This is a genomic window from Actinophytocola xanthii, from assembly GCF_001921205.1.
GTDB lineage: Bacteria > Actinomycetota > Actinomycetes > Mycobacteriales > Pseudonocardiaceae > Actinophytocola > Actinophytocola xanthii.
The window spans coordinates 78441-101502 of sequence record NZ_MSIE01000047.1 but is presented as its reverse complement, the minus strand read 5'-3'; the positions used below and the strand labels follow the sequence as shown (position 1 = coordinate 101502).

Below are 23062 nucleotides of genomic sequence, written 5' to 3'. Positions count from 1 at the left end.
CCGTCGCCGCCGCGACGGCGGCCCGCGAGGCCGCGGGTCGTTCCGACCTGGCCAGAGCTCGGGCCGAGGGCGTCGCCGCGGCCGAACGCGAACGCGCCGAGGACGCGCTGCGGCAGGCCGCTGAGGCCCGCGCCCAGGCGGCCGCCGAGCACGCCAGGGTCGAGGCGGCCCGCGCAGAGGCCCTGCGCGAACACCAACGCGCCGACGAGGCCCGCGCCCAGGTGGCGACCGAACAGGCCAGGGCGGCCGCGGCCCAGGACCGAGCCGAGGAGGCTTCCCGTCAGGTCGCGGAGCTGCGTGCCCAGGCCGAGGCGGCCCGGGCCGAGGTGGCGAGCGAGCACGACCGGGCCGAGGACGCCCTCCGTCAGGCAGCCGACTCCCGCACCCGAGCCGACGAGGAGCGGCGCCGTGCCGACGAAGCCGCTGCCGCGATCGCCGAGCTGACCACGACCCTCGCCACCCGCACCGCCGAACGCGACGCCGCTCGGGACAAGGGCTCAGCCCTGGCCGAGGACCTCGCCGAGACAGGCCGGCGAGCCGACCGGCAGGCGGCCGAGATCGCCCAGCTCAGCCGCGGTCTCGCCGACCTGAGCGCCGCACTTCTCCCGCCACGCGCCGAGCCGACGTAGCGGAACTGGCCGGGAGGGGTCGCGACCACGGACATCCGGACCGTCGGCCGAGCGCATCGAGGTCACCTACGCTCGTGCGGTCACGGATCGCCGGCTACTCGTCGAGCCCGCCGCCGCTGCCGTGGATCAGTCGCAGGCGCGGGCGGCTGTCGTGCATTCCGAGCAGGCCGCGCAGCCTCGGCAGACCGATGTGCAGGGTCGCGGCGAGGCGGGGGAGCGGCAGGCCGTGCGCCGCGGCGAGTTCGACGGCGCGTACCAGCAGCTCGGGCTCCTCACCCCGGTAGTCCGCGCGGACGGGCTCGCGGGTGGTCCAGCCCAGCCGGCCGAGGGTGGCCATCATTCGCCGGACCGCCGTGTCGTTGTACACGCCCAGGTCCTTGCCGCGGTACACGAGCGCGGCGACCGACACGCCGTAGCCGTCGGCGACCTCCTTGAGCGCGGGCACCTCCGCCCGCGCCGGCAGCCGGTCCCCGATCTCGGCGGCCGGCATCAGCAGCTCGGCGGCGAACGCGTTGGCCTCGCGCTCGTGGTGGCCGGAGCCCGGCGCGGGGTCGGGGTGCAGCAGCAGGTGGCCGAGCTCGTGAGCGACCGAGAACCGCTGGCGCATCGGGTTTCCCTTGCCGGACAGGGCGATGACCGGACGGCCGTGCGGCGCGGCGGAGAACGCGTCGATGGTCTCGGCGTCCACCGCGGGGATCCTGGTGACGACGATCCCGCGTGCCTCGAGGTTGCGCACCAGGTGCACCACCGGGCCGGTCGGCTGGTGCCAGGCCTTGCGGGTCGTGCGGGCCGCGGCGGCCGGGTCGCCGTGCGGCATGCCCAGCGGCAGACCGACGTCGACCGCGGGCAGCTCGATCACCCGCTCGAGCTGGTCGGTGACCTCCCAGAGCAGCTCCACGTGCGCGAGTGCCTGCTGACGCTGGACCGCCGTCGTCGCGCGCAGTGACCGGAAGTGGGCATGCGCGGTGTCCAGCCGCAGGTGCGGACGCCCCGAGGTGAAGAACCCGACCGGCAGGTCCAGGGCGCGCGCACACCGGCCCAGGGTCTCCGCGCTCGGCCGCGACTGGCCGAGCTCGTACTGCGACACCGCCGCCGCGGTGCGGTCGATCCGGTCGGCGAGCTCGCGCTTGCGCAGGCCCGCCAGCTCGCGGGCCATGGTCAGCCGGGCAGGGTCGAATGCCCGCGCGACGGCGAAGGCATCCGTGCTCACGAACAGGCTCCCTACAGGTACGGCGGAACGGCTGGACACTCCATGGTGGTCCAGTACGGAGAGTGGCACCCGGCGGGTGCGGGGGTCAGTCCGCTGACCCGGATGGTCGTTCCCGCCGCGGCCGCAGCGGCAGCACGGGCTCGGGAACGTCGAAGATCGTCGGGTCCAGTGGCCGGGCCGGCTCGGGCACCGCCACCGGGCCGAAGCGGCCGCTCTCGGCCACCTCGAGCAGGTTGACCAGCCAGTCCCAGTCGAGCCTGTTGTCGTAGAGCTCACCCTGTCCGACCCAGGCGCCGGTGAGACCGGCCTCCTCGTTGCCGGCCCAGCCCAGGAACAGCAGCTGCCGGTCGGCGAGCCAGATGTCGCGGCGGCTGAGCAGCCCGGGGTCGCCGTTGGTCGTCAGCAGATCCCGGCGCAGGTCGCTGGCGTCGCCGATCGAGCCGTGTGGGCCGGTGGGGAACTGCATCTGGTAGACGCCGAACCGCTCGAACTTCAGCAGCACCGACTGGAACGCGGAGTCCACGACCAGCCCGGGGAGCTCGTTGTCCAGCGAGCCGGCCGTGCCGAGCAGGTACTGGTAGCGGTCGGTGCCGAAGCTCGTGTTGTTGCTCCACCCGCCCCGGTGGTTGCCGCGCCGCTGGAGCTGCACCTCGGCCGCGGCCTCGTGCGCGTCCTGCAGCCACCGGCACAGCGAGCTCGCGAAGCCGGCGAGCGGAACGGGCCGGATGAGCTCGGTGAGGCGCTCGAGGTGGACCGAGCTGTTCTCCGCCACCGACGCCTCCCTGAATGCCCTGCACGACTGCCCTGGACAACGGCTATCTACTTGATTCTTGCACCCGATCTCGCGGCAGTGCTTGATTTGTACCGGCGTGTCGGACCTCGGGTCGGGCCGGATCGCTCGGAAATGTGGTTGAACCGATCTCGTTCCCCACCCGTGTATCTGCCGAGCAGGAGATCGGCTCATCTATCTGGTCGCACATGCGGGGACACGGACAGGAGAGGTGTCATGTCAGTTCGAGGGCCGCTGGTCACCGCGGCGGTCGTCGTCGCTGGTCTGGTCGGGTTCATGACGATCAACTCGGTCGGCGGGCTGGTCGTGGCCGGTGACAACACCGACGTCCCGCCCGCCAGCGAGGTCGCCAGCTCGGGTGAGATCGAGACGACCGACCCCGAGACCACCGAACCACCGACGTCGGAACCGCCCGCCTCGGACACGACCGAGTCGCAGCCGACGGAGTCCCCCGAGGACACCGACGGACCCGTCGAGGAGGAACCTCCGGCCGCGCCCCCGTTCCCGGCCGAGGCCGTGTACGCGGGCGAGGTCGACAAGGGGCCGATGACGATCGCCGTCGCGGTCAAGGGCGAGGAGGCCGCGGCCTACCTCTGCGACGGCGCGACCGTGGAGTCCTGGCTGCAGGGCAGCGCGGTCGACGGCCGCCTGGACCTGAAGTCCAAGGACGGCAAGAACCGGGTGGTCGGCTCGCTTCAGGGCAGGAACCTCACCGGAAAGGTCACGGTGGGGGGCCGGGAGCTCCCGTTCACCGCGCCGGTCGCCACGGCCCCGGCCGGCGTGTACCGCGGCGAGGGCGCCGAGGCCACCATCGGCTGGATCATCCTGCCGGACGGCAGCCAGGTCGGGATCGCGAAGAGCCGTGGCGGGTCGGAGCCCGCGCCGCGGCTGGACCCGGCCAAAGGTGCTGTCACGCTGGACGGCCAGCGGATCGAGGCGGACAAGGTCGCCGGGGACACCACGTTCTGAGAGCGACACGAGCGGGAGACAGGAGACGTGTGATGAGCACGCCGTCAGGACCACCACCGGAGTTCGGCCCGGCCGGGCCGATCCCGGACGCGGACGCGACCCAGCCGGTCCCGCAGCACTGGGCCAGACCTCCGGTCAGCCCGCCGCCGACCTGGAGCACCGGCGAGTGGGGGGCCCTGGACATCGAACGGGACCCACCCGAGCGCGGGAACTTCCGCGCGGTCATCTTCGCGTTGGCGGTCGGTTCGCTGGTCGCGGTGGCGATCGGGGTCTACGGCAAGCTGCACGACCCGGCCGACCTGGCGTTCAGCCTGGCCGGGTTCTCCAGCGGCCTGCACGCGAAGGCCTGGCTGGGCTCGATCGCGTTCCTGCTCGCCGTCGTGCAGCTGCTCTCCGCGCTCGCCATGTGGGGCAGGCTGCCCGGCGTGCGCGGCGACGGACGGGGCGTGGGCGTGCTGCACCGCTGGTCGGGCCGGATCGCGGTGCTGGTCTCGCTGCCGGTCGCCGCGCACTGCCTGTACGCGCTCGGGTTCCAGGGTTTCGACACCCGGGTGCTGCTGCACTCGCTGCTCGGCTGCTTCTTCTACGGGATCTTCGTCTGCAAGATGATCGTGCTCACGAAGGACGAGAAGCCCGGCTGGGTGCTCCCGGTCGTCGGCGGCGCCGTGTTCACCGCGCTGACCGGACTGTGGCTGACCTCGTCGGTCTGGTTCTTCACCAAGTTCGGCGTGACTTTCTGAGAGCAGGGATCGATGAACGAGAACACTCCGGTGCTGCCCCGGCGCAGCGCGGTGGCCGGCACCGTCGCGGTCTGCGGCCTGGCCGCGGGGTGCGCCCGCTACGGCGGCCCGACCGCCCCGCCGCCACCCGACGCGGGTGACGGCGGCGGTGGCGGCGAAACCGGGACCGGGTCGGCGCAGGCCCCCTCCGGCGAGGTCCTCGGGGCCGCGGCGGACATCCCGGTCGGCGGCGGGAAGGTCTTCAAGGACCAGGAGATCGTCGTGGTCCAGCCCGTCGAGGGCGAGTTCAAGGGCTTCTCCGCGGTCTGCACCCACCAGGGCTGCCTGGTCAACGCGGTCGCCGACGGCACGATCAACTGCGACTGCCACGGCAGCAAGTTCGCCGTCGCCGACGGCGCCGTGACGGCTGGTCCGGCCCCGGAGCCGTTGGGGGAGCAGCAGGTCAGCGTCACCCCCGACGGACAGATCGTCCTCGGCGAGGCCCCGCCCGCCGAGACAACCGAAGCGCCGGCGCAGGAGGAGACCACCGAGGCACCGCCGCCGGGGCTGGCCTCGACCGGCGACATCCCGGTGGGCGGCGGCAAGATCTTCGCCGACGAGGAGGTCGTGATCACGCAGCCGACCGCCGGCGAGTTCCGGGCGTTCTCCGCCGTGTGCACCCACCAGGGCTGCATGGTCACCAAGATCACCGGCGGCACGATCAACTGCGAGTGCCACGGCAGCAAGTTCGCCGTGGCCGACGGCGGGGTGACCGCCGGTCCCGCCTCCAAGCCACTGCCCGAGCGGACCGTCCGGGTCACCGGCGACCAGATCTCGCTGACTTAGGACGCGTCCTCGCCCCGACCAGGCGAGGACGGGTGCGCCCGCCACGGCCGGACCGCGCAGCCAGCGCGGCACGGCGAGGGCGCGGCTCGTCCTGACCGGGGTGCTCCGGGCCGGCCGCCCCGCCTCCCGCGGCCGGCCCGGTGCGCCCGACGGCGACGGGCTCAGGGGCCGACGCTGGTGGCCGCGTGCAGGTTGCCGTCCTCGCCGGCCAGGCAGGCGGCGGCGCGGTCGTCGGTGGCCAGGAACTCCCCGAGGCAGCGGCCGAACTGGGCGTGGCCGCGGGCGTTGGGGTGGAAGGACTCCTGCAGGGCGTGGGTCGCGCGGTCCTGGTGCCGCAGGTCGTCCCAGCGCACGGCGAGCCGCCGGAACCACTCCCGGTCCGGGTCGCTCCCCTGCGAGCAGGCCTCGCGGCCGGTGCCGGCGCGGGACAGGTCGAGGAACCGGGCGCCGACCTCGTCGGCGGCCTGCCGCACCCCGGCGGTGAGCGCCGGCACCGCGGTCTTCTCCACCCACCGCAGGTCCTCGGACAGGAACGGGCAGCCGGACAGGTCCTGCAGGCCGCGGGCCACCCGCTGGCCGACCGGGGCGGCATAGGACTGGACGACGAGCTGGTAGTCCCGGCGGCCGTAGCCGGCGTCGCGCATCACCTCGCGCACGTCGTGCAGGGCGTCGACCAGCTTGGGCACCATGTTCTCGACCCGGTCCTGCCACTGCCCGCCGACCTGGTCCCGGCACGGGCGCCCGTGCCCGGTCCAGGCCTCGACACAGTCGTTGAGCACGTGGGAGAAGCTGGGGTCGTCGTTGGCGCCGGAGGCGACCACGACCGCGACCACGCGTTCCCGGGCGGCGATGCGGGCCAGCCGAGCGGCCTGGGACGGCTCGGTGTACTGCTCGACCTCGCCCAGCCCCACCTGGCCGGACGGCGCACCCGAGCAGGCGAGGTTGTAGGCCCTGTCGATGCCCAGCAGCTCGGTGTGGTGGATCGAGGCGTGCGGCGAGCGGTGGCACCAGTTGCCGTTCTCGCCGTCGGTGCCTGGCTCGTAGTCGCCGGCGCCCTCACCGGAGATCGTGCTGTCGCCCAGGGCCACGATCACCCGCGGCGCGTCCTGCGGTGGTCCCGGTTGCGGCGTCGGCTCCTCGGCGGGATCGGACGCCACCAGGACGAACCCGGCGCAGAGCAGGACCACCAGCGCGAGCGCGAACCAGCCGCGCCATCCTGACCGTCGCATCGCGCTCAAGTCTAGAGAGTGCGGCGGTACCCCACCGCCACGAGCGGTGGATCATTGGCTGGTGAGCACGGATACTCTCAGTGGCCGGTCCCGCACCCTGACGATCTGGGCCGGCGGGTTGATCGCGGTCGTGTCGGCCATGCACCTGGCCTTCTTCCTCGTCCGCTCGCTGGATTTCGTCCCGGACTGGGTGGGCGGCGAGCTGTGGCGCGTCGTACCGGACGGCGATCCCATGCCGCAGGCGCAGGCGTACTTCTGGCAGCTGCTCGGCAGCTTCGCCGTACCGCTGCTGCTGGTGGGGCTGCTGCTGGTCCGGTTCGCGCGGGCGGGCCGGGCGCTGCCGCCGTTCGTCACCTGGACCGTGGCGGGCTGGACGCTGGTGTGTGCCCTGGTGCTGCTGCCCTCGGGGTTCCCGGTGCTGGTCGTCGCGTCGGTGCTGCTGGTGCTAGGGCGCGCCCGGCGCGGCTGAGGGGCGCCCTCGTCGTGGCGAGGGCGCCCCTCACCGCGTCACAGCGGCCGGCGGATGTCCCGCGGGTCGCGTGCGTCGAGCTCGGCGAGCGCCGCGGAGCGGGCCGTCGAGCCCGTCTCGACACCGGCCCAGCGGCGCAGGGTGGCCGTCGCCCTGGCCCGGTCGGCCGGGTTGAGCAGCTCGATGTCCGCGCCGTGGTTCGCGCCCGGCGCGGTGAAGGTGTAGGAGTCCTTCTCGCTCGGGTGGAACGGCTCGGCACCCCACGGGTCGTTGGAGCCGTAGACGAACAGCATCTGGCTCGCCTCGCGGCTGACCCACCGGTCCACGTCGGCCATCGGCGCCGGGTCGTGCCGGGAGCGCAGCTCCGGGGGCAGGCTCGAGTTGGCCACGTACAGGTTCGGGTAGCGCAGCAGGCCCTGGAGGTACCGGAACCGTGGCTGCGGCCAGCCGAGCTGGGTGGCCGCCTGGTAGTAGTACGGCGCGTAGGGCGTGATGCCCTCGTCGGCGTAGAAGGCGAAGCTCGCCACCCCGTCGATGAACTCGAAGATCTCCTCGGTGGTGGCGTCTACGCCGGGCACGGCGCCGCAGGCGCCCTCGCCCGAGTACTGCCAGAAGGCCCACTCGGTGTCGAGCACGGTCATCTCGAACGCCTTGTCGGTGGAGCCGAAGACGCTGTCGAAGGTGAGCCCGTTGGCGGCGGCGTACTCGTCGTACATGTTCACCAGCTCGGTGCGCCGGCGCAGCGCCTCCGCCTGCAGGGTCTTGAGCGCGGTGCGGCACGCCGGGGTGGACCCGACGCTGTCGAAGAACTCGTCGTAGGCCCGGTCGTCCTTGTTGTCCGCGTCGTTGGGGGCGACGTAGGCGACCACGCCGTCGACGTCGCGGGGGTAGTAGCGGCGGTGGTAGACCGAGGTCATGCCGCCCTTGCTGGCGCCGGTGGAGACCCACTTGCCGGCGTAGACCCGCTCCAGGGCGCCGACGATCCGGTGGTGGTCGGTCGCGGCCTGCCAGATCGTGAGCTTGCCCCAGTTGGCCGGCTGGGGCCGGGACGGGGTGAAGAAGCGCTGCTCGACCGAGATCTGGTTGGCGTCGAGGAGGGCCGTCGGCTCGGAGCGGAAGGCGTAGCCGGGCATGCCGTAGCCGGTGGTGTGCAGGACCATCGGCCGGTCCTCGGCCCGGTGCAGCAGCTGGAACCGTTGCTCGAAGGTGGGCCCGGCCGGGTTGGTGTGGTCGACCGGCTGGCGGTAGGTGAGGAAGAAGAACCGGTACCCGGGGGCGGGGGCCGACTCCTCGGACACGACGGTCACGCCGGGAAGCGCCTCGAGGCGGTCGGCGAGATCGGCCGGGGCGGCGTTCGCGGGGCCGGCCGCGCCGAGCCCGACCATGCCGGCCGCGAGCACCGGCACGACCGCGGCGGCGACCGCCCTTCTTCGGATGGACACGCCACAACTCCTTGGTCTTGGTTGGTCGCTCAGGGTGTCCGGGCGACCTGGCGCGAGTGTTCCCCACGGGAACCGCCGGGGGTAGACCCGAACAAGGGCACTTCGGTGCGCGTCCGACCGGTCACCCAGCGAAAGGGTGGCGTCGCCCTCACCTTGGGGCGCCCGCGCATGACGGGCGGAGCCGGGGGTACTGCGGTTCGGTACGCGCGGCACTCCCACGGAGAGGACAGCATGACGATCCCGAACGTCACCCTCAACAACGGCGTGAGCATGCCCCAGCTGGGCTTCGGCGTGTTCCAGGTGCCGGACGAGGAGACAGCGGCGGCGGTGTCGGAGGCGCTGCGGGCCGGGTACCGCAGCATCGACACGGCCAAGATCTACGGCAACGAAGGCGGCGTGGCGCAGGCCCTGCGGGAGTCCGGCATCCCGCGCGAGGAGCTGTTCGTCACGACCAAGGTCTGGAACGACGACCAGGGCTACGACGAGGCGCTGCGGGCGTTCGACGCGAGCGTCGGCAGGCTGGGCCTGGACTACCTCGACCTGTACCTGATCCACTGGCCGGCGCCGTCGGCCGGGCGGTACGTGGAGACGTGGAAGGCGCTGGAGAAGCTGCTAGCCGACGGCCGGGTCCGGTCGATCGGCGTGTCGAACTTCCAGCCGGCGCACCTGCGGCACCTGTTCGAGGAGACCGGCACGGTCCCCGCGGTCAACCAGATCGAGCTGCACCCGTACCTGCAGCAGGCCGAACTGCGGGCACTGCACGCCGAGCGCGGCATCGCCACCGAGGCGTGGAGCCCGCTGGCCAAGGGCGGGGACCTGCTGGCCGACCCGGTCGTGACGGCGCTGGCCGAACAGCACGGCCGCACGCCGGCGCAGGTCGTGCTGCGCTGGCACCTGCAGCTGGGCAACGTGGTGATCCCGAAGTCGGTGACCCCGGACCGGATCCGGGAGAACCTCGACCTGTTCGACTTCGAACTGACCGCCCAGGACCTGGCGGCGCTGGGCACGCTCGAGCGCGGTCACCGCACCGGTCCGGACCCCGACCGCTTCGGCTGACCCCGCGCCCGGTGCGGCCGGCGGTGGTGGACCGGCCGCCGCCGGCCCTGCCAGGGTGAGCCCATGCCCGCTCCCACCTTCGGTCTGCTGCACGACTTCCGCCGGCCCGAGGGCGGTCCCGGCTCGTCCTACGCGGACTACTACGCCGAGTGCCTCGAGGAGGTCGTGGTCGCCGAGCGGCTGGGGTTCACCGCCGTCTGGCTGTCCGAGCACCACCTCACCCGCGACGGGATGACGCCCTCGCCGCTGGTGCTCGCGGCCGGGGTCGCGACCCGCACCAGCCGGATCGGCATCGGCACCAGCGTGCTGGTGCTGCCGCTGCACCATCCGCTGCGGGTCGCCGAGGACGCCGCGGTGGCCGACCTGCTCTCCAACGGCCGGCTGCTGCTCGGGGTGGGTCAGGGCTACGCCGAGCACGAGTTCGCCGCGTTCGGTGTGGACCGGCGGCGGCGGGCGTCGCTGCTGGAGGAGGCGGTGCCGATCCTGAGCCAGGCGCTGGGCACCGGTCGCGTCACCGCCGCCGGAAGGCACTGGTCCTTCGACGACGTGCCGGTGACCCCGAGCCCGCTCCGAGCGGTGCCGATCTATGTGGGTGAGGTCACCGAGGCCGGTCTGCGCCGGGCGGCGCGCCTCGGCGACGCGGTGATCGTCTACTGCGCGACCCCGGCGGACCTGCGGGCGCGCCGTGCGCTGCTCGACTCGGTTCTCGCCGACTCCGCGCTCCCACCCGTGCCGCTGGTCTGCACGAGCGTCCTGCACGTCGCGCGGGATCCGGACCTCGCGTGGGCGGAGGCGGCGCGGGGGATCGCCTACCTCGAGGGCGAGCTGGCCGGCTACCGCGACCGTTCGAGCGGGCCGGCGCCGAACCGGGCGGACTACCTGGTGGGGACGCCCGAGGAGGTGGCCGACCGACTGGTCGCCCTGCACCGTGACGTCGGGTTCTCCCACTTCGCGCACTGGGCGCGGTTGCCGGGCCTGTCCCACGCGCGGGCCGTCGAGTCGCTGCGGCTGGTGGCCGAGGAGGTGGTGCCGGCGCTGCGGTGAGCCGTCAGGGCTCGGCGAGGGTGCGGGCCCGGTGGAGCACGGCGTCGAGCATGGGCTCGGTGAGCAGGCCCGTGTTGGTGTTCTGCTGGCTGGGGTGGTAGCTCGCCAGCAGCACCAGGCCGCTCTCCAGCCGGTGCTCGGCTCCATGGGCGAAGCGCGGTCTCGGCCGTGCCCCGGCCCAGTGCAGCGCGGTCGTCCAGGCGAACGCCCCGAGGCAGACCAGCACGCGCAGCCGCGGCAGCGCGGCGACCTCCGCGGTCAGGAACGGCAGGCAGGTGTCGCGCTCGGCCGGGGTCGGGCGGTTGCCGGGCGGGGCGCAGCGGACGGCGGAGCCCATCCACGCGCCGAGCAGCCGCAGGCCGTCACCGCGCCGCTCGGAGGTCGGCTGGCTGGCCAGGCCCGCCCGGTGCATCGAGCGCACCAGCCAAGCGGCGGTCGGGTTGCCGGTGAACGCCCGGCCGGTGCGGTTGCCGCCGTGGGCGGCGGTGGCCAGCCCGAGCACGTAGATGCGCGCCGCCGGGTCGCCGAACCCCGGCACGGGTCGGGCCCAGTACGGCTCGCCGGCGAAACGGGCGGGCGGGGTGCGCGCGGCCTCGGCTCGCCAGGCCACCAACCGGGGACACCGTGAGCACTCGGTGACGGCCCGGCCGACCGCCTCGATTCCGGTCACGGGGACCACTCCAGCACATCACGTACCGTTGATGCGTGAGCATCGCACCGCCACCTACCGTCACGCTGAGTCACGACTTCGCCAGCACGCTGCCAGAGTTGGCCCGGCCCTGGCAGGCCGAGGAGCCGCCCGAGCCGCGCCTGCTCGTGCTCAACGAGCCGCTGGCAGCGGACCTCGGCCTGGACGCCGCCTGGCTCCGCGGGCCCGAGGGGCTGGGCCTGCTCGTCGGGACGCACCTCCCCGAGGGGGCGGCCCCGGTCGCGCAGGCCTATGCCGGCCACCAGTTCGGGTACTACTCCCCGCGCCTGGGCGACGGCCGCGCGCTGCTGCTCGGCGAGCTCGACCACCCCGACGGCCACCCCCGCGACCTCCACCTCAAGGGCTCGGGCCGCACCCCGTTCGCCCGCGGCGGCGACGGGCTGGCCGCGGTCGGCCCGATGCTGCGCGAGTACGTGGTGAGCGAGGCGATGCACGCCCTGGGCATCCCCACGACCCGCTCGCTCGCGGTGGTGGCCACGGGGCGCACCGTGCACCGCGACACCCCGCTACCCGGAGCGGTCCTCGCCCGGGTCGCGCGCAGCCACCTGCGGGTCGGCACCTTCCAGTACACCCGCGCCACCGGCGACCTCGACCTGCTGCGCCGGCTCGCCGACCACGCGACAGCCCGCCACCACCCCCAGGCCGTCGAGGCCGAGCACCCCCACCTCGCGCTGTTCGAGGCGGTGGTCGCCGCCCAGGCGTCGCTGGTGGCCCGGTGGATGCTGGTCGGCTTCATCCACGGCGTGATGAACACCGACAACATGACGATCTCGGGGGAGACCATCGACTACGGGCCCTGCGCGTTCATGGACGCGGTCGACCCGCGTACGGTGTTCAGCTCGATCGACCACGGCGGGCGCTACGCCTACGGCAACCAACCGGTGGTGGCCGAGTGGAACCTCGCGCGGTTCGCCGAGGCTCTCCTGCCGCTGTTCGCCGACGACCAGGAGCGCGCGATCGCGCTGGCCGGCGAGGCGCTGGACACCTTCCGCGGGCACTACGACCATGCCTTCGCCGCGGGGATGCGGGCCAAGCTCGGCCTGCCCGAGGACGTCGCGGACGTCGCGACGGCGCCGCTGATCGAGGAGCTGCTCCGCATCCTGAGGGACAACCACGTCGACCACACCTCGTTCTTCCGCCGGCTCGGCGCGGCCGCGCGCGGCAACACCGAGCCGGCGCGGGAGATGGTGCTTGACCTGGCCGCGATCGACGGGTGGCTGGCGCGTTGGCGCACGCTCAACCCGGACGCCGCGGCGATGGACCGGGCGAACCCCGTCTACGTCCCGCGCAACCACCTCGTCGAGGAGGCCCTCGCCGCCGCGACCGACGGCGACCTGGGGCCGCTGGAGCAGCTCCTGGTCGCGGTGTCCGCCCCGTTCGACGAGCGCCCCGGTCTGGAGCGCTACGCCGAACCGGCCCCGGCGGACTTCGGCCGGACCTACCGGACCTTCTGCGGGACCTGAGCACGGGCGAGGTCGCCGGCGGCCGCGCCGAAGGCATGCACCGAAGCGGTGGCATCGGCGGCGAGCCAGGCCAGGCCCCAGCGCACGGGCGGGGCGTCGGGGAGGTGGACGTAGGCGACGTCGGGCCTGGCGTAGTAGCGGCGGGTGCTGGCGCCGACCGGCAGGACACCGTGTCCGGCGCCGACGAGCGTGAGCAGCTCCTGCAGGGTCGAGGCGCAACGGCCGGTGCGGACGGGACGCCCGGACGGGGTGGTGGCCGGAGCGTGGTCGGCGCGTAGGGACTCCGGCAGCGTGTCCGGCAGCCGCAGGACGGTCACCGCGGCGAGGTCCTCCACCGACAGCGCCGAGCGGGCGGCGAGGTCGTGCGCCGCCGGCACGGCCAGGAAGCGGGCCTCGGACACCAGGACCGGTCCGGTCGCGACGTCGGGTTCGTCGACCGGGAACGTGGTCAGGGCGAGGTCGACCTCGCCGGAGCGCAGCCACGGCATCAGGTCGGCGAACTGGACCTCGCGGATCCGCACGTCGCAGTCGGGGTGGCGGGTGTGGAACAGCTCGGCCACGCCGACCAGCAGCTGGCCGCCGGCGGCGCCGGTGAAGCCGACCCGCAGCGTGCCGGTGAACCCCCTGCCGGTCTCGACGGCCCTGGCCAGCGCCGCGTCGACCTGGGCCCAGGCCGGGCGGAGGTCGTCGAGGAGCTGGCGGCCCAGCGCGGAGAGCTCCACCCGGCGGCTGGTGCGGTGGAACAGCGGGGCGCCGACCCGCCGTTCGAGGGCGCGCACGGTCTGGCTGACCCTGGCCGTGGAGACCCGCAGCCGCTCGGCGGTGCGGCCGAAGTGCAGCTCCTCGGCGAGCGCGAGGAACGTTTCCGCCTCGTGCCGCTCAAGCATGCGCACCTCCCCGCGGCGTTAAGTGTGGCTTCACGATCGTGGCACAGATGGCCGTTGATCGCGGTGGCCCGGACGCGCAGATTCGAGGGCGACGACGACGTAAAGGGAGCCCCGATGCACCTCACCGACGACCCGACGCTGCGCGAGCTGCGCGACCGTTCCGAGATCGCCGACGCGCTGTACCGCTTCGCGCTCGGCCAGGACCTCAAGGACCGGGAGCTGTTCGCGTCCGCCTTCGCCGCCGAGGCCGAGCTCGACTTCCGGCCGGCTGCGGCCCGGTGGGGTGGGGAGGTGCCGCTGATGTCCGGCCGCGACACGATCGTCGACACGATCCTGGGCTCGTTCACCGGCCGGGTCGACACGACCCACCAGGTCACCAATCCCCGGGTGAGCGTCGACGGCGACACCGCCCGGATGACGGCCCTGGTGGAGGCCCAACACCTGTTGAGCGCCGACCACGCTACGTTCGCCCTGTTGAAGAACCACTACCAGGTAGCCCTGGTCCGCGAGGAGAGCCACTGGCTGGTCCACCGCATGCGCATCGAGAACGTCTGGTTCACCGGCGACCCCCGCGCCATCTTCACCGGCTGACCCGGGTGGGGGAGCGGGTGGCGGGGTTGGTCCGGCACGTCCGGCTGATGGTTCGGGCACTGGGGCTGGCCGTGCGGCGTCGGCGGGAGGTGCCCGAGGACGGCGCGGCCATCCCCTACGGCGGTCCGCTGCGGCCGATGATGTGGGTGTTCACCGCGCTCACCCCGCTGGAGGTCGTTCTCGTCGAGCTGGCCGTGCCGTGGCCGCCGGTGCGTGTGGTGCTCACCGCGCTCGGGGTGCTGAGCACCCTCTGGTTCCTCGCGCTGATCGCGACGATGTCCACCTACCCGCACTCGGTCGACCCCCGGGTGCTGCGCCTGCGCTACTGCTCGTTCACCGACCTGCGGGTGCCGGTCGCCGAGATCGACGGCGTCCGGACGATCCGGCGCGACCACGACGCGACGAGCTCGGGCAGGGTGGTCGAGGGCACCCTGGTCCTCGACGTGATGAGCTCGACCAACGTCGCGGTCACGCTGCGGGGCGATCACGAGGTCGGTCCGGGGCTGCTCGCCAGGGCGGTGGACTTCTGGGCGGACGATCCCGACCGCGCCGCGCGGCTCATCCGCGCCGAGCTGCGGGGGTAGGTTCGGGCGAGCCGGGCGGGGGTACGTGCAGGGCCGTGACGCACTCGAAGATCACCTGCCCGTGCGGGGTGGCGTGATGCCGCAGGTACTGGTCGCCGGCTTCTGGGGGCTGGTCGCCGGCGCCGCGCTCGTGGCGGGGGCGCTGGTGGGCTACCTGCTGCGGGTGCCGCGCCGGGTCGTCGCGAGCGTGATGGCGTTCGGCAGCGGTGTGCTGCTCTCCGCGGTGTCCTTCGAGCTGATCGCCGAGGCGCACGCGCAGGGCGGGCTGTTGCCCACCGCGCTCGGCGCCGCGTGCGGGGCGGCGGTGTACACGGGGGCGAACGTGCTGCTCGCCCGCCGGGGTGCCCGGCACCGGAAGCGGTCCGGGGACCACCAGCCCTCGGAGTCGGAGCAGGCCGGGTCCGGCACGGCGATCGCCCTCGGCGCGCTGCTCGACGGGGTGCCGGAGTCGATGGTGATCGGGACCAGCCTGCTCGGCGGGGGCGCGGTCAGCGTGGTGACGGTGGCCGCGGTGTTCATCAGCAACGTCCCAGAGGGGTTGTCCAGTGCGGCGGGGATGCGGCAGGCCGGGCGCGGCGCCCGGTACGTGTTCGGGCTCTGGGGTGGGATCGCGGTGGTCAGTGCGCTGGCGGCGATGTTCGGGTACGGGGTGCTCGGCGGCGCCCCGGCCGGGCTGATCGCCGGGATCACCGCGCTCGCCGCCGGCGCGATCCTCGCGATGGTCACCGACACGATGATCCCGGAGGCGTTCGAGGACGCCCACCTGCTGATCGGGCTGATCACGGTGGCGGGGTTCCTGGTGGCCTTCGGCCTCTCCCAGCTCGAGGGCTGAGGCGCCGCTCAGGCCCGGTGGTCGGCCCACCAGCGCTGTCCGGCCTCGGGCAGCGTGGAGATCGGGTCGTAGTACGGGTAGCGGCGTTCCAGCGCGTCGGGGTCGTCGCGCTCGATGCCCGTGCGGTAGTTCTTGGTCCAGTAGGAGATGCCGCGTTCCCGGTCGTACTCGGCGAGCTGGTGGACCCAGCGCTTCCCCACGTAGGGGACGTCGCAGATGATCCTGGGGGTGGCGTAGCCGGGCAGGTAACCCATGATCGCGTGCTGGAGCTGCTGGGCCTCCCAGACCGCCACCCGCCAGTGCTCGGCGTTGGGGATCATGTCGCACAGGTAGAAGTAGTACGGCAGGATGTTCGCCTCGCCCTGCAGCGCGAAGCACAGGTCCAGCAGGTCGTCCGGGGTGGCGTTGACGCCCCGCATCAGCACGCCCTGGTTGCGGACGTCGCGCACACCGACCTCGAGCGCGGTCCGCGCGGCCTCGGCGACCAGCGGGGTCACCGAGTTGGCGTGGTTGACGTGGGTGTGGATGGCGAGGTTGACCCCGCGCCGCGCGGCGGTCCGCGCGACCCGCTCCAGGCCCTCCACGACCTTGGGCTGCAGCCAGTGCTGCGGCAGTCCGGCCAGCGCCTTGGTGGCCAGCCGCACGTCGCGGACCGTCTCGATGTCCAGCAGCCGCATGAGGAACGACTCGAGCTGGTGCCACGGCACGTTCGCCACGTCGCCGCCGGAGACCACCACGTCCCGCACACCCGGGGTCCGCTTCAGGTAGTCGATCATCTGGTCCTGGCGGTCGACCGGCTTGAGCGCGAGCTTGTGCTTGTCGACCTGCGGCGTCGAGTTGCCGACCAGGTCCATCCGGGTGCAGTGCCCGCAGTACTGCGGGCAGGTGGCCAGCAGCTCGGCGAGCACCTTGGTCGGATAGCGGTGGGTGAGCCCCTCGACGACCCACATCTCGGCCTCGTGCAGCGAGTCCCGCGACGAGTGGGGGTGGTTCGGCCAGACCGGGTCGCGGTCGCCGGCCACCGGCAGCATGTAGCGCCGGACCGGATCGGCCAGGAAGGCCTCGGTGAACTCGGCGGGCGCCGCCGTGGCGGCCATCGTGTTGAGCATCTGCGGCGGGATCAGCATCGACATGGTCGCCAGGCGACGCTGGTCCTCGGCCAGGTCGTCGTAGAACGACTCCGCCAGCAGGTCGCCCATCAGCGCGCGGAGCTGGCGGACGTTGCGCACGCAGTGCACCCGCTGCCACTGGGCGTCGCGCCACTGCGCCTCGGTGACCTCCCGCCAGCCGGGGAAGCGCCGCCAGTCGGGCTCGACCAACTCTCGGCGGACGTACTCGTACGGTTGCCGGGAGGTCTCCTCGACCGCAGCGGAGACCGTCGTGGCGGCAGTGGCCACATCGTGCAACGCCGTCATAACTTCTCCTCGCCGCTAGGGTGACCTAAAGATATGCTGCCAGAACCTGATCGAAACGTAAATCCTGCGGAACTGGAGGGCTCAGGGTGTCTTCGTCGTACGGGTTGCACCGGGTGCTGGAACCGGTCGGGGTGCTCCCGCAGCAGGCCTGGCGGCTCCGCACGGACCCCCGCGCGTGGCCCGACGAGGTCGTGCTCGACGTCGCCCGGCTGAACCTCGACGCGGCGTCCTACCGCCAGCTCCGCGAACAACACGGCTCCCCGGAGGCGGTCCGCGAAGCGGTGCTCGAGATCATCGAGACGCGCGGCAAAATGCACAACCCGGTCACCGGCTCGGGCGGCATGCTGCTCGGCACCGTGCGCGAGGTCGGGCCGGAGTCCCCGCTGGGACTGCGCGTCGGGGACCGGGTGGCGACGCTGGTGTCGCTGACGCTGACCCCGCTGCGGATCGAGGACGGGCTCGCCGACTGGACCGGTGAGACCGAGCAGGTGCCCTGCCGCGGCACCGCGGTCCTGTTCGGCCGGTCGATCGCGGCGCGGTTGCCCGACGACCTGCCCGACGAGCTCGCGCTGTCGGTGCTGGACGTGTGCGGCGCACCGGCGCTGACCGACCGCGTGGTGCGCGAGGCGGGCCCGGGCGCGTCGGTGCTGGTCCTGGGCGGCGGCGGCAAGTCGGGCAGCCTCTCGCTGGTCGCCGCGCGCCGCGCCGGCGCCGGCCGGCTGGTGGCCCTCGTCCCCACCGAGGAGGAGGCGGCGAGCGTCCGCGCGGCCGGCCTGGCCGACGAGGTCGTGGTCGCCGACGCGCGGGACCCGGTCGGCGTGCTGGACGCCGTGGGCACGCCGGTCGCCGTGACCGTCGTCTGCGTGGACGTGCCGGGCTGCGAGCACGGCGCGGTGCTGGCGACCGCCGACGGCGGCACGATCGTGTTCTTCTCCATGGCGACCTCGTTCGCCGCGGCGGCGCTGGGCGCGGAGGGGCTCGCCGCCGATGTGCGGATGCTGATCGGGAACGGCTACGTCCCCGGTCATGCCGAGTTCGCCCTTGACCTCGTGCGCACCGAACCGGGTGTGCGTGCCCTGTTCGAGCGCCGCGAGCGGCACACTTCCCCGACATGACCACCCTGTTCACCGGCGGCCGCGTGCACGGCTCGCCGGCGACCGCCCTGGCCGTGGACGACGGCGTGATCACCTGGGTCGGCGTGGAGTTCCCCGGCGCGGCCACCGAGACCGTGGACCTGGCCGGCGCGCTGGTCGCCCCGGCGTTCGTGGACGCCCACGTCCACGCCACGGCCGCCGGCCTGCTGCGGACCGGCCTGGACCTCACCCGCGTCGACTGCCGCGGCGAGCTGCTGGACGCCGTGCGGGACCGGGTGCGCGCGCACCCCGACACACCGCTGTGGGGTCACGGCTGGGACGAGACCCGCTGGCCGGACCCGCGGCCGCCCACCCGCGCCGAGCTCGACGCCGCGGCCGGACAGACCCCGGTCTACCTGTCCCGGATCGACGTGCACTCCGCGCTCGCGACCACCGCCCTGGTCGACCGCGCGCCGGCGGCACGCGCCGCGTCCGGCTGGTCGGCGGGGGGTCCGCTCGCCCGCGACGCCCACCACCACGTCCGCCGCGCGGCCCTGGACGCGATCACCCCCGACCAGCGGCGCGCGGCGCAGCTGGCGTTCCTGGCCCACGCCGCCGCGATGGGCGTGGCGTGCGTGCACGAGTGCGCCGGGCCGGACATCTCCGACGAGGACGACTTCGCCGACCTGCTCGCGCTCCCTGGTCCGCTGCCGCGGGTGGTCGGCTACTGGGGCGCCACCGACAGCGCCCCACCCGGTGCGCACGGGCGGGCCGGCGACCTGTTCGTCGACGGCGCGCTCGGTTCGCGGACCGCGGCGCTCGCCAGTCCCTACACCGACGCCCCCGACACCAGCGGCGCCCGCTACCTGGACGCCGACCGCATCGCCGCCCACGTCGTGGCCTGCACCGAGCGGGGCGTGCAGGCGGGGTTCCACGTGATCGGCGACGCCGCGGTGGCCGAGGTCGTCGCCGGCTTCCGGCTCGCCGAGCGCGCCGTGGGGGAGCGGGCCCTCGCCGCGGCGGCGCACCGCCTGGAGCACCTGGAGATGGTCACCCCGGAGCAGGCCGACGAGCTCGCCCGGTTCGGCGTCGTCGCCTCGGTGCAGCCGCTGTTCGACGCGACCTGGGGTGGCCGGGACGGCATGTACGCCCAGCGGCTCGGGGAGCGCGCCGCGGCGCTGAACCCGTTCGCGATGCTCGCCCGCGCGGGGCTGACGCTCGCGTTCGGGTCCGACGCCCCGGTCACCCCGGTCGACCCGTGGGCGACCGTGCGGGCGGCGGTGCACCACCGGACGCCGGGTTCCGGGCTGGACGAGGCCGCGGCCTTCGCCGCGCACACCGTCGGCGGTTGGGCGGCGGCCGGCGAGACCGGCGGGCTGCTCGAGGTGGGGGCGCCGGCCACGTTCGCGGTGTGGGACGGGGAGACCTGTCTGCGCACCGTCCTTGACGGAACCACGATTCACGAGCGATCCGCGGAGGTAGCGTGATGGCGTTGCTCGGCCTGGACCCCGAGGTCGTCGCGGCGGCGCGGGCGCTGGCCGCCCGCGCCGCCGAGCCCGTGGTGGAGATCGCCAGGGCGCACACGACGGTCGCGGTGGAGCGCGCCACGCTGCGACTGGCCGGCATCACCGGGGCCGACACCGGTCACCGCGCCGGCGACGTTCCCTGGGTGAACCGCGTCGTCGACACGGTCCGCGAGCACTGCGGCCTGGAGCACGGCGTGGTGCTGCCCGCCTTCCACGCCCTGCGTGAGCACGACCTCGCCACGCTCACCGAGCTGGCCGAGGCCACCGCCGCCGGACAGGTCCGGTACACGGTGCCGACCGGGCGCGACGCCCAGCGGGCCGCACGCGCCGGCCGGGTCGCCGTGGCGAAGGGACTGCGCACGATCGACCGCAACCGGGCCCAGCGCGAGAAGCTGGTCGCCCGCCTCGGCGACCCGCCGCGCCGGCCGTGGATCTACCTGATCGTCGCGACCGGTGACATCGACGAGGACGTCGTGCAGGCCGCCAACGCGGCCCGGGCCGGTGCCGACGTGATCGCGGTGATCCGCTCGACGGGACAGTCCCTGCTGGACTACGTGCCCGAGGGCGCCACCCACCACGGCTTCGCCGGCACCTACGCCACCCAGGAGAACTTCCGGATCATGCGGGCGGCCATGGACGAGGTGTCCAGGGAGGTCGGCCGCTATGTGCGGGTCACCAACTACGCCTCGGGCCTGTGCATGCCGGAGATCGCCGTGCTCGGCGGGCTCCAGCGGCTGGACATGATGCTCAACGACTCGATGTACGGAATCCTGTTCCGCGACATCAACCCGATCCGCACCTTCGTCGACCAGCGGTTCTCCCGCCAGGTGCACGCGCGGGCGGGGATCATCATCAACACCGGTGAGGACAACTACCTCACCACCGCCGACGCCGTCGAGGCCGCGCACACCGTGACGGTCTCCCAGCTGCTCAACGAGCACTTCGCGCACGAGGCGGGCCTGCCCGACGAGCTGCTCGGCCTCGGCCACGCCTTCGAGATCAACCCGTCGCTGCCCGAGTCGTTCCGCCTGGAGCTCGCGCACGCCCTGCTGGCTCGTGAGCTGTTCCCGGACGCGCCGCTGAAGTGGATGCCGCCGACCAAGCACATGACCGGCAACGTGTTCGACGGCTACCTGCTCGACGGGTTCTTCAACCTGGCCGGTGTCCTGACCGGCCAGTCGATCCTGCTGGTCGGGATGATGACCGAGGCGGTGGTGACCCCGTTCCTGTCCGACCGGGACCTCGCCCTGCGCAACGTGCGCTACGTGCTGGACGCGGCGGCCGGGCTGCGCGAGGACTTCCGCCCGGCCCCGGACGGGTTCATCGTCAAGCGCGCCCACCAGGTCCTCGGCGAGGCCGTCGACCTGCTCGGCCGGATCGTCCGCGACGGCCTGCTCGACGCGATCGCGGACGGCACCTTCGGCCTGATGAAACGTCCGCCCGACGGCGGCAAGGGGGCCGACGGCGTGGTCGAGAAGGCTCCCGGCTACGTCAACCCCGCCGCCGACCTCCTCGACGAGGGAGCGACCCGGTGACCAATGTCCGTCCGTACGGCGACACCACCGGTGACGGGATGGTGCAGGTGTCGTTCACGCTGCCGGTGCCGCCCGGGCCGCGCGCCGACGGCGCGGCCATGCAGCTGGCCGCGAAGATGGGCCTGGAGCCGGCGATGGTCGTGCACTCCCACGGGATCGGCACCGAGTTCACGTTCTTCGTCGTCTACGGCTCGGCTCGGCACATCGTCGACCTGGACGAGGTCACGGTGGTCGAGCGGGAGTACCCGCTGCTGTCCCCGGCCGAGGTCAACGGCGCGGTGCGCAAGCTGCTGCGGCGCAAGCTCGTGGTGGTCGGCGGCTGCATCGGCACCGACGCGCACACGGTGGGCATCGACGCGATCCTCAACATCAAGGGCTTCGCCGGCGAGAAGGGCCTGGAGTACTACCGGGAGCTGCGGGTGCTCAACCTCGGCGCGCAGGTGACGGTGCCGGAGCTGGTCAAGCGGGCCCGCGCGGAGAAGGCCGACGCGGTGCTGGTCTCCCAGGTGGTCACCCAGCGCGACGCGCACATCCTCAACACCCAGGAGATGTCGGCGGCGTTCCGGGAGGCCATGGGCGAGCGCCGCCCGGTGCTGGTGGCCGGCGGGCCCCGGTTCGACCCGCTGATGGCGGCCGAGTTGGGGGTGGACCGGGTGTTCGGCCGGGGCACCACGCCCGGGGAGGTCGCCAGCTACCTCGTGCACGCGATCAGGGAAGGCAGGGCCGCATGAGTCCGACCGTGGGGTTCTCGGTGACCCACCGCCGCTACGTGCCGTACGCGCACGCCCACTACGGCGGCAACCTCGTCGACGGCGCCTACAGCCTGGCGCTGTTCGGCGACGTCGCGACCGACCTCGCCATCCACACCGACGGCGACGAGAGCCTGCTGGCGGGCTACTCCTCGGTCGAGTTCCTCGCCCCGGTGCAGGCCGGGGACGTCCTCGAGGTCACCGCCACCCTGACCCGCGTCGGCACCCGCTCCCGGGACGTCTCGTTCGAGGCGCGGGTCCTGTGCCGGGCCGCTCCCGAGCGCGGTCCGTCCGCCGCGGACGTGCTCGACCCGCCCATCGTCGCCACCCGCGCCACGGCGACGATCGTCGTGCCCGGCTGACTCAGCGGGTGGCCTCCAGCACGCGGGTGAGTGCGGCATGCAGCGCCTCCAGCTCGCCGAGCTCCATCCCGAGCCGCTCCACGACGCGGTAGGGGATCTTCTCCGCCTCCGCCCGCAGCGCCCGGCCGGCCTCGGTGAGCTCCACCGCGAGCTGCCGTTCGTCGGTCGCGTCCCGGCGCCGGGTGAGGTAGCCGAGCGCCTCGAGCCGCTTGAGCATGGGGGAGAGGGTCGCCGGTTCGTGCCGCAGCGTCTCCGCGAGGTCGCGCACCGAGCGGGGGGAGGACTGCCAGAGGGCCAGCAGCACGAGGTACTGCGGGTGGGTCAGCCCGTGCGGCTCGAGCAGCGGCCGGTAGATCGCGATGACGCTGCGCGAGGCGACCGACAGCGCGAAGCAGACCTGCCGGTCCAGCGCCAGCGGATCCTTGCCGAGGTCGATCGGCGGCCGGGCGGTCTCCTGTGTCACGGGGCTCACCCTATCAGTTAGCGTGCTAAGTGTTAGTGTGCATACATGAGCGCGACGCGACCCAACCCGTTCCAGTGGCTCTGGTACGCCGTCGGCGGCCGCCTCCCCGAGGCCCTGCGCGACTGGGTCCTGGCCGACGTGACGGCACGCAGCTGGGTGTGGCGCCACGTGGCCCGGATGGCCGTGATCGTGGTGCCGCTGGCCGCGCTCTGCCTGCTGGTCCCCGGCCCGCTGGGCCTCCGGCTCGCGATGGCGGGCCTGCTGGTCATCGTCGGCACGTACTTCTCGCTGTCCTACGTCGAGGAGGGCTCGGACATGCGTGCCGTCCGCCACGGCCACGCCCCCGGCACCGCCAAGGCCATCCGCGAGGCTCGCACCGAGCACACCCGCGCCGCCACCCGCGCCCGCTACGAGACCACCTACCGCAACTCCGCCGACGAGAACTAGTCACCCTCGCGTCGGTCACCACT

24 protein-coding genes and 1 pseudogene are annotated in these 23062 nt (G+C 73.5%); 17 read left to right on the top strand and 8 right to left on the bottom strand.

Annotation, left to right across the window (positions count from 1 at the left end; translation table 11 throughout):
* A pseudogene (locus BU204_RS40215) lies at positions 1-629 on the top strand (hypothetical protein); the annotation flags it as partial.
* Between the two features lie 94 nt (positions 630-723).
* Here the strand turns inward: BU204_RS40215 and BU204_RS24795 are convergent.
* Both BU204_RS24795 and BU204_RS24790 read right to left on the bottom strand, forming a co-directional pair.
* Entirely contained in the window at positions 724-1839 is a 1116-nt protein-coding gene (locus tag BU204_RS24795; protein WP_198942989.1) for a helix-turn-helix domain-containing protein, read from the bottom strand.
* Positions 1840-1924: 85 nt separating this feature from the next.
* Entirely contained in the window at positions 1925-2611 is a 687-nt protein-coding gene (locus BU204_RS24790; protein ID WP_075128145.1) for a hypothetical protein, read from the bottom strand.
* A gap of 234 nt (positions 2612-2845) precedes the next feature.
* Here BU204_RS24790 and BU204_RS24785 point away from each other — a divergent pair, with 234 nt between their 5' ends.
* From BU204_RS24785 to BU204_RS41480, 3 genes are read left to right on the top strand one after another with little or no spacing between them, the layout of a single operon-like run.
* On the top strand, positions 2846-3598 hold the full coding sequence (locus tag BU204_RS24785; RefSeq protein WP_075128144.1) for a hypothetical protein: 753 nt from the start codon (positions 2846-2848) through the stop codon (positions 3596-3598).
* 32 nt (positions 3599-3630) lie between these two features.
* On the top strand, positions 3631-4338 hold the full coding sequence (locus BU204_RS24780) for a DUF6529 family protein (RefSeq protein WP_233160571.1): 708 nt from the start codon (positions 3631-3633) through the stop codon (positions 4336-4338).
* A 12-nt stretch (positions 4339-4350) separates the two neighbouring features.
* Positions 4351-5163: a Rieske (2Fe-2S) protein gene (locus BU204_RS41480; RefSeq protein ID WP_075128143.1), complete on the top strand. Its 813-nt coding sequence runs from the start codon at positions 4351-4353 to the stop codon at positions 5161-5163.
* A gap of 161 nt (positions 5164-5324) precedes the next feature.
* On the opposite strand, the gene BU204_RS24770 is transcribed toward BU204_RS41480, so the two are convergent.
* Positions 5325-6392, bottom strand: coding sequence for a GDSL-type esterase/lipase family protein (locus BU204_RS24770; RefSeq protein WP_075128142.1), 1068 nt, complete (start codon positions 6390-6392; stop codon positions 5325-5327).
* 61 nt (positions 6393-6453) lie between these two features.
* On the opposite strand from BU204_RS24770, the gene BU204_RS24765 reads away from it, so the two are divergent.
* On the top strand, positions 6454-6861 hold the full coding sequence (locus BU204_RS24765) for a DUF6463 family protein (RefSeq protein ID WP_143229713.1): 408 nt from the start codon (positions 6454-6456) through the stop codon (positions 6859-6861).
* A 38-nt stretch (positions 6862-6899) separates the two neighbouring features.
* Here the strand turns inward: BU204_RS24765 and BU204_RS24760 are convergent, their stop codons facing one another.
* Entirely contained in the window at positions 6900-8303 is a 1404-nt protein-coding gene (locus BU204_RS24760; RefSeq protein WP_233160569.1) for a S28 family serine protease, read from the bottom strand.
* 231 nt (positions 8304-8534) lie between these two features.
* Here BU204_RS24760 and BU204_RS24755 point away from each other — a divergent pair, with 231 nt between their 5' ends.
* The gene (locus tag BU204_RS24755) at positions 8535-9359 is read left to right on the top strand and encodes an aldo/keto reductase (RefSeq protein ID WP_075128141.1); all 825 of its coding nucleotides are present in this window, start codon (positions 8535-8537) and stop codon (positions 9357-9359) included.
* Between the two features lie 63 nt (positions 9360-9422).
* Positions 9423-10403, top strand: a complete 981-nt coding sequence (locus tag BU204_RS24750) for an LLM class flavin-dependent oxidoreductase (protein ID WP_075128140.1) — start codon at positions 9423-9425, stop codon at positions 10401-10403.
* A gap of 4 nt (positions 10404-10407) precedes the next feature.
* On the opposite strand, the gene BU204_RS24745 is transcribed toward BU204_RS24750, so the two are convergent.
* A complete protein-coding gene (locus BU204_RS24745; protein WP_075128154.1) occupies positions 10408-11073 on the bottom strand; it encodes a uracil-DNA glycosylase in 666 nt (221 codons plus the stop codon).
* A gap of 35 nt (positions 11074-11108) precedes the next feature.
* On the opposite strand from BU204_RS24745, the gene BU204_RS24740 reads away from it, so the two are divergent.
* Positions 11109-12575 carry a protein adenylyltransferase SelO gene (locus tag BU204_RS24740; RefSeq protein ID WP_075128139.1) on the top strand — a complete coding sequence of 489 codons (1467 nt, stop codon included), beginning with the start codon at positions 11109-11111 and terminating at the stop codon, positions 12573-12575.
* Here BU204_RS24740 and BU204_RS24735 read toward each other — a convergent pair.
* Entirely contained in the window at positions 12551-13462 is a 912-nt protein-coding gene (locus BU204_RS24735; RefSeq protein ID WP_075128138.1) for a LysR family transcriptional regulator, read from the bottom strand. The genes BU204_RS24740 and BU204_RS24735 overlap by 25 nt on opposite strands.
* A 114-nt stretch (positions 13463-13576) precedes the next feature.
* On the opposite strand from BU204_RS24735, the gene BU204_RS24730 reads away from it, so the two are divergent.
* From BU204_RS24730 to BU204_RS24720, 3 genes are all read left to right on the top strand, one after another.
* Positions 13577-14053, top strand: coding sequence for a nuclear transport factor 2 family protein (locus BU204_RS24730; protein WP_075128137.1), 477 nt, complete (start codon positions 13577-13579; stop codon positions 14051-14053).
* Between the two features lie 17 nt (positions 14054-14070).
* Positions 14071-14637 (top strand): hypothetical protein, encoded by a 567-nt coding sequence (locus tag BU204_RS24725; RefSeq protein WP_143229712.1) that lies wholly within the window; start codon positions 14071-14073, stop codon positions 14635-14637.
* A gap of 76 nt (positions 14638-14713) precedes the next feature.
* Complete coding sequence (locus BU204_RS24720) at positions 14714-15469, top strand: ZIP family metal transporter (RefSeq protein ID WP_075128135.1); 756 nt, start codon at positions 14714-14716, stop codon at positions 15467-15469.
* 8 nt (positions 15470-15477) lie between these two features.
* On the opposite strand, the gene BU204_RS24715 is transcribed toward BU204_RS24720, so the two are convergent.
* Positions 15478-16884 (bottom strand): KamA family radical SAM protein, encoded by a 1407-nt coding sequence (locus BU204_RS24715; RefSeq protein WP_075128134.1) that lies wholly within the window; start codon positions 16882-16884, stop codon positions 15478-15480.
* An 86-nt stretch (positions 16885-16970) separates the two neighbouring features.
* On the opposite strand from BU204_RS24715, the gene kdd reads away from it, so the two are divergent.
* Genes kdd through kal form a run of 5 tightly spaced genes read left to right on the top strand, consistent with a single transcriptional unit; the run spans position 16971 to position 22129 of the window.
* On the top strand, positions 16971-17999 hold the full coding sequence (gene kdd, locus BU204_RS24710) for an L-erythro-3,5-diaminohexanoate dehydrogenase (protein ID WP_075128133.1): 1029 nt from the start codon (positions 16971-16973) through the stop codon (positions 17997-17999).
* Positions 17996-19444 carry an amidohydrolase gene (locus BU204_RS24705; protein ID WP_075128132.1) on the top strand — a complete coding sequence of 483 codons (1449 nt, stop codon included), beginning with the start codon at positions 17996-17998 and terminating at the stop codon, positions 19442-19444. The genes kdd and BU204_RS24705 overlap by 4 nt, the downstream gene beginning before the upstream one ends.
* A complete protein-coding gene (gene kamD, locus BU204_RS24700; protein WP_075128131.1) occupies positions 19444-21018 on the top strand; it encodes a lysine 5,6-aminomutase subunit alpha in 1575 nt (524 codons plus the stop codon). Before BU204_RS24705 ends, kamD begins: the two co-directional genes overlap by 1 nt.
* Positions 21015-21749 carry a lysine 5,6-aminomutase subunit beta gene (kamE, locus tag BU204_RS24695; protein WP_075128130.1) on the top strand — a complete coding sequence of 245 codons (735 nt, stop codon included), beginning with the start codon at positions 21015-21017 and terminating at the stop codon, positions 21747-21749. Before kamD ends, kamE begins: the two co-directional genes overlap by 4 nt.
* Positions 21746-22129: a 3-aminobutyryl-CoA ammonia lyase gene (gene kal, locus BU204_RS24690; RefSeq protein WP_075128129.1), complete on the top strand. Its 384-nt coding sequence runs from the start codon at positions 21746-21748 to the stop codon at positions 22127-22129. Before kamE ends, kal begins: the two co-directional genes overlap by 4 nt.
* Position 22130: 1 nt before the next feature.
* On the opposite strand, the gene BU204_RS24685 is transcribed toward kal, so the two are convergent.
* Positions 22131-22592, bottom strand: a complete 462-nt coding sequence (locus tag BU204_RS24685) for a MarR family winged helix-turn-helix transcriptional regulator (RefSeq protein ID WP_233160567.1) — start codon at positions 22590-22592, stop codon at positions 22131-22133.
* Between the two features lie 45 nt (positions 22593-22637).
* Here BU204_RS24685 and BU204_RS24680 point away from each other — a divergent pair, with 45 nt between their 5' ends.
* Positions 22638-23039: a DUF5313 family protein gene (locus BU204_RS24680; protein ID WP_075128128.1), complete on the top strand. Its 402-nt coding sequence runs from the start codon at positions 22638-22640 to the stop codon at positions 23037-23039.
* The last annotated feature ends 23 nt before the right edge of the window (positions 23040-23062 follow it).

Coding starts and splice junctions, on each gene's coding strand:
- BU204_RS24780 (WP_233160571.1), top strand. CDS start 3,631: ATGAGCACGCCGTCAGGACCACCACCGGAGTTCGGCCCGGCCGGGCCG.
- BU204_RS24715 (WP_075128134.1), bottom strand. CDS start 16,884: ATGACGGCGTTGCACGATGTGGCCACTGCCGCCACGACGGTCTCCGCT.
- BU204_RS24730 (WP_075128137.1), top strand. CDS start 13,577: ATGCACCTCACCGACGACCCGACGCTGCGCGAGCTGCGCGACCGTTCC.
- BU204_RS24720 (WP_075128135.1), top strand. CDS start 14,714: ATGCCGCAGGTACTGGTCGCCGGCTTCTGGGGGCTGGTCGCCGGCGCC.
- BU204_RS24785 (WP_075128144.1), top strand. CDS start 2,846: ATGTCAGTTCGAGGGCCGCTGGTCACCGCGGCGGTCGTCGTCGCTGGT.
- BU204_RS41480 (WP_075128143.1), top strand. CDS start 4,351: ATGAACGAGAACACTCCGGTGCTGCCCCGGCGCAGCGCGGTGGCCGGC.
- kamD (WP_075128131.1), top strand. CDS start 19,444: ATGGCGTTGCTCGGCCTGGACCCCGAGGTCGTCGCGGCGGCGCGGGCG.
- BU204_RS24735 (WP_075128138.1), bottom strand. CDS start 13,462: ATGCTTGAGCGGCACGAGGCGGAAACGTTCCTCGCGCTCGCCGAGGAG.
- kal (WP_075128129.1), top strand. CDS start 21,746: ATGAGTCCGACCGTGGGGTTCTCGGTGACCCACCGCCGCTACGTGCCG.
- BU204_RS24680 (WP_075128128.1), top strand. CDS start 22,638: ATGAGCGCGACGCGACCCAACCCGTTCCAGTGGCTCTGGTACGCCGTC.
- BU204_RS24755 (WP_075128141.1), top strand. CDS start 8,535: ATGACGATCCCGAACGTCACCCTCAACAACGGCGTGAGCATGCCCCAG.
- BU204_RS24750 (WP_075128140.1), top strand. CDS start 9,423: ATGCCCGCTCCCACCTTCGGTCTGCTGCACGACTTCCGCCGGCCCGAG.
- BU204_RS24770 (WP_075128142.1), bottom strand. CDS start 6,392: ATGCGACGGTCAGGATGGCGCGGCTGGTTCGCGCTCGCGCTGGTGGTC.
- BU204_RS24705 (WP_075128132.1), top strand. CDS start 17,996: ATGACCACCCTGTTCACCGGCGGCCGCGTGCACGGCTCGCCGGCGACC.